At 33.9% G+C, this 3,510-nt stretch carries 4 protein-coding genes; all 4 read left to right on the top strand.

Annotated elements, in window-relative coordinates; all coding sequences use genetic code 11:
* Positions 1-559 precede the first annotated feature (559 nt).
* The 4 genes from SPADD19_RS00095 to SPADD19_RS00080 all read left to right on the top strand — a co-directional run bounded on the left by SPADD19_RS00095 (position 560) and on the right by SPADD19_RS00080 (position 3,407).
* Positions 560-901, top strand: coding sequence for a helix-turn-helix domain-containing protein (locus SPADD19_RS00095; protein WP_061454872.1), 342 nt, complete (start codon positions 560-562; stop codon positions 899-901).
* On the top strand, positions 901-1,779 hold the full coding sequence (locus SPADD19_RS00090) for a hypothetical protein (RefSeq protein ID WP_061454871.1): 879 nt from the start codon (positions 901-903) through the stop codon (positions 1,777-1,779). Before SPADD19_RS00095 ends, SPADD19_RS00090 begins: the two co-directional genes overlap by 1 nt.
* Before the next feature lie 85 nt (positions 1,780-1,864).
* Positions 1,865-2,731: an ImmA/IrrE family metallo-endopeptidase gene (locus SPADD19_RS00085; protein ID WP_061454870.1), complete on the top strand. Its 867-nt coding sequence runs from the start codon at positions 1,865-1,867 to the stop codon at positions 2,729-2,731.
* A 1-nt stretch (position 2,732) separates the two neighbouring features.
* On the top strand, positions 2,733-3,407 hold the full coding sequence (locus SPADD19_RS00080) for an XRE family transcriptional regulator (RefSeq protein ID WP_061454869.1): 675 nt from the start codon (positions 2,733-2,735) through the stop codon (positions 3,405-3,407).
* Positions 3,408-3,510 lie beyond the last annotated feature (103 nt).

Here is a 3,510-nt window from a genome sequence, read left to right as displayed (position 1 = left end):
TGAAAAAAGGAAAGAACTTAGTAGCTTGAGAGTAGGTCTATCTAGTTAGATAGACAGCAGTAAAGAAAAGTTATTTGGTTGGAAAGATCCCTCTTTCCACGGTGGCAACGTTTAGCAAGGTGCTTTGCGTCAATTACCATCGCTTTCCCAGCCAATCTCTTTAGGTAGTCTTGATCATACCCAAGGGATTCTCTTACGCCCTTTGGCGAAGCCAGTTCACTTTACTATTCGGAAAAGTGCGAAAGTCCGAAATGCGTGGAAGCCCACAGGATTGAATCCTGTTTTTATCTTCACTTCAACCATAAAACGGACTTGACTTTTGGTATCAAATAAATTACAATAAAGGTACGAAGTTTAGTGTAGTTTGATAGTCAGTCCTCTGGTTGTCAGACGCACTTTTTATTTAATTGTCAAAGATCGTGATTTAGCCTTGAAGATAAGGTTATTATTTTCAATTGCCATACAACTACCAGTTGTTAGTTATATTATACAACCTGTAGTTGTAAATGTCAACGGTTTTTTGAAAAAATTTAAAAATATTTTTTTAAGGGGAACGATAATGGATCTTGCGGAACACCTTAAGACCTTGAGGAAACAGGCTAAAATGACCCAAGCCCAAGTCGCAAAAGCTATCGAAATTTCGCAACAAGGATACGCTTATTGGGAACAAGGAAAAAAACGGCCAAGTTATGACAATCTCGTGAAGATTGCCAAACTCTTTAATGTATCTGTCAATACATTGATATCAAATGAAACCAATGATGATATTGATTTGTCAGAAGTAGAATTGCTCTTCAGAACCACATCAGACGGTATGAGTAATGAAGAAAAAGAAGTCTTTAAACAAGAGCTGCTTCAGTTTATGAAGGAGCGGAAGAAACTTTTTGATGAGGAGAAATAATGGATTTTAATAATGGAATCTTATATGTATTCATTGCTCTATTTACATTTTTAATTGAAAGTGCAGTGAAAACATTAACAGATACAGCTGACAGTAGTGAAATATTCAAAAAAAGAATGAAAAAATATAGTATTGCTAGTCTTGCGTTTGTCTCTCTTTATATTATTCTTTATTATTTCGCTACCAAAACAAGAAAATTCAATTTTACAAAAGAAGATGGAATAATGCTTTTAGTAGTATTCTGCGTTTCTATTCTTTATTTTTATTTAAATGCGTCCATTTCTACACTGGTAAAAAAATGGTTGACTAAAAAAAATTGGGGCCAAAAATTGTGGCTTGTAATGTTATGTTTTAATATCGTAATCTTGTCACTTATATACTGTTTTGCTAAATTCCAGTTGACTGGCCAAAACTATATCAATAAAGATACTATGGCTGTAATTTATTCCAAAAACAAAGATACAAACTACAAAGTTATTATTCCCAAAGATACATTATTTACCACGGATTATCCTAAAGAAAATAAGTCTGATGATACAAATGAGTTATTTCAAATATTTGATTTTCAAGTGAATAACTCAGAATATAAAATTACAAAGGGCACCACTATAAAGCTGTTACAGGGGACAGATCTATATTATAATAATGAAACTTCCTTAAAGTTGATAAGTAATGACAAGTTATCAGAAAGTGATTTTTATACAAATGATAACTCAGTTGCTAAATTAAATAGTGAACAAGAAGTCGAATTATCTGAGGACTCTACTGTCCTACTTAAACAGCAGAACTCCTACATCACAATTTCAATAATTGCTTTGTATGTACAAATTTTATCCTTGATTATCTATTACCCTCTTAAAAATCAGTATAATTTATAGTTACTTAATTTTCAGTGGACAATCGTCCACTTTTTCTATATAATTATTGTTAGTTTATAAAACAACAAAACTTCGAGGAGGTATTATGGATACACGATACAGCCAAATTAAGGAAGTTGCAAATCGTTATATTTACAAGTATATCAAGGAGAATGACTCTTCTCTTTTGGGGTATGACTTTGAAGGATTTTTCAACCATATTGTTGAGAGTCACAATATCAAGGTAATGGAGCATCATTTTTCCAGTAGAAAAATTGAGGGGTTGACTTTAATTGATGAGAGGGGTGTTTCTTTCTCCTATGAAAAGGAAAATCCACAAGTAAAACAGAACTTTACAAAGTGCCATGAGTTAGGGCATTTTCTGCTAAAGCATACTGGCACTTTCTTTACAAAGCTAAAAGATGATTCTTACTCTATCTTTGAAATCGAAGCAAATCTTTTTTCTGCATTTGTGCTTATGCCAAGCATTGTTTTGCTCTCAAAGATATTTTATAGGCATGATAGTTTCTCACGAGTGATGAAGGATTTGAAGGTTTCAGCTGAAGCTTTGGTCTATCGCTTGAGAGACTTATTCAGTCACGAAACTACTCATTCGTTAGATGAGGTTAATCATGCAATTCAAGACTATAAAAATGGTCAACTAGATAGAATTATGGATATGTTTAGCTTGTTGAAGTCCTCTATTATAGCAGAGTACCAGCAAGTCATGATAGATATGCTGGCTAAGATCTATCATTTGCTGACCAGAGACAGCTATCTGTCAGACCGACAAATCTATGAATTGAAAGATAAAGAGTTTAGACAGACTTTGGAAGCTGAAAAATCAGATATTTCTTGTGGTCAACTTTTTGATTATGGGAAAGTTATTTACTTTGCCTGGAAAAAGGATAGGTTAACAGAGAGACAAGCTGTTAGTAACGCCAAAACACAGTTATTATTAGAAAGGGCATGAGATGTTCAATGGTACAAAATTAAAACAAAAACGTGAAGAGTTGGGGATGAAACAAAGCGAGATTGCACGGCTTCTTGATATTAACCGCTCTTCTTATTTCTCTTGGGAAAATGGCAGAGCAGTCCCCAACAAAGCCAACTTGAAAAAGATTTCTGAGATTTTAGGTGTGATAGAAGAGTTCTTCTATGAGGAAGAAATTGCTACACTTTATAAGCAACTGAATCCTACTAATCAGACCAAGGCTATGAACTATGTTAAAGATTTAGTAGATAAGCAATCTAATATTATTGCTATGCCTACCGTCCCTTATCGTGTCTATGAAAGCCTGTCGGCTGGTATTGGTTCCACGGTTTATAATGATCAGGACTATGATACTGTTTATTTTGATGAAGAACTGCCTCATGATTTTGCTTCATGGGTATCTGGTGACTCAATGGAGCCCAAATATCAAAATGGCTCTGTGGCTCTCATTCGTGAGACAGGATTTGATTATGATGGAGCAGTTTATGCCGTAGTCTGCAATAGCCGGACTTATATTAAACGAGTTTATCGAGAGGAGCATGGCTTAAGGCTGGTTTCTATCAATCCAAACTATAAAGATATTTTTCTTTCGTATGATGAAGATCCTAGAATTGTAGGAATTATTGTTGGTAATTTTGTACCAATGAAACTCTAACAACATTTTATTTACGTTGTTTTTCTATTTCTGATGATTATGTAACAAAGAATATAGAAATCTTTTACTTTGTAACCCTATGCGCCACCCTGTTGAAAATTTA

The organism is Streptococcus parasanguinis (assembly GCF_001578955.1).
Lineage (GTDB): Bacteria > Bacillota > Bacilli > Lactobacillales > Streptococcaceae > Streptococcus > Streptococcus parasanguinis_U.
Note: the sequence above shows the minus strand (reverse complement) of the source record. Positions and strands in the feature narration are given on the sequence as shown.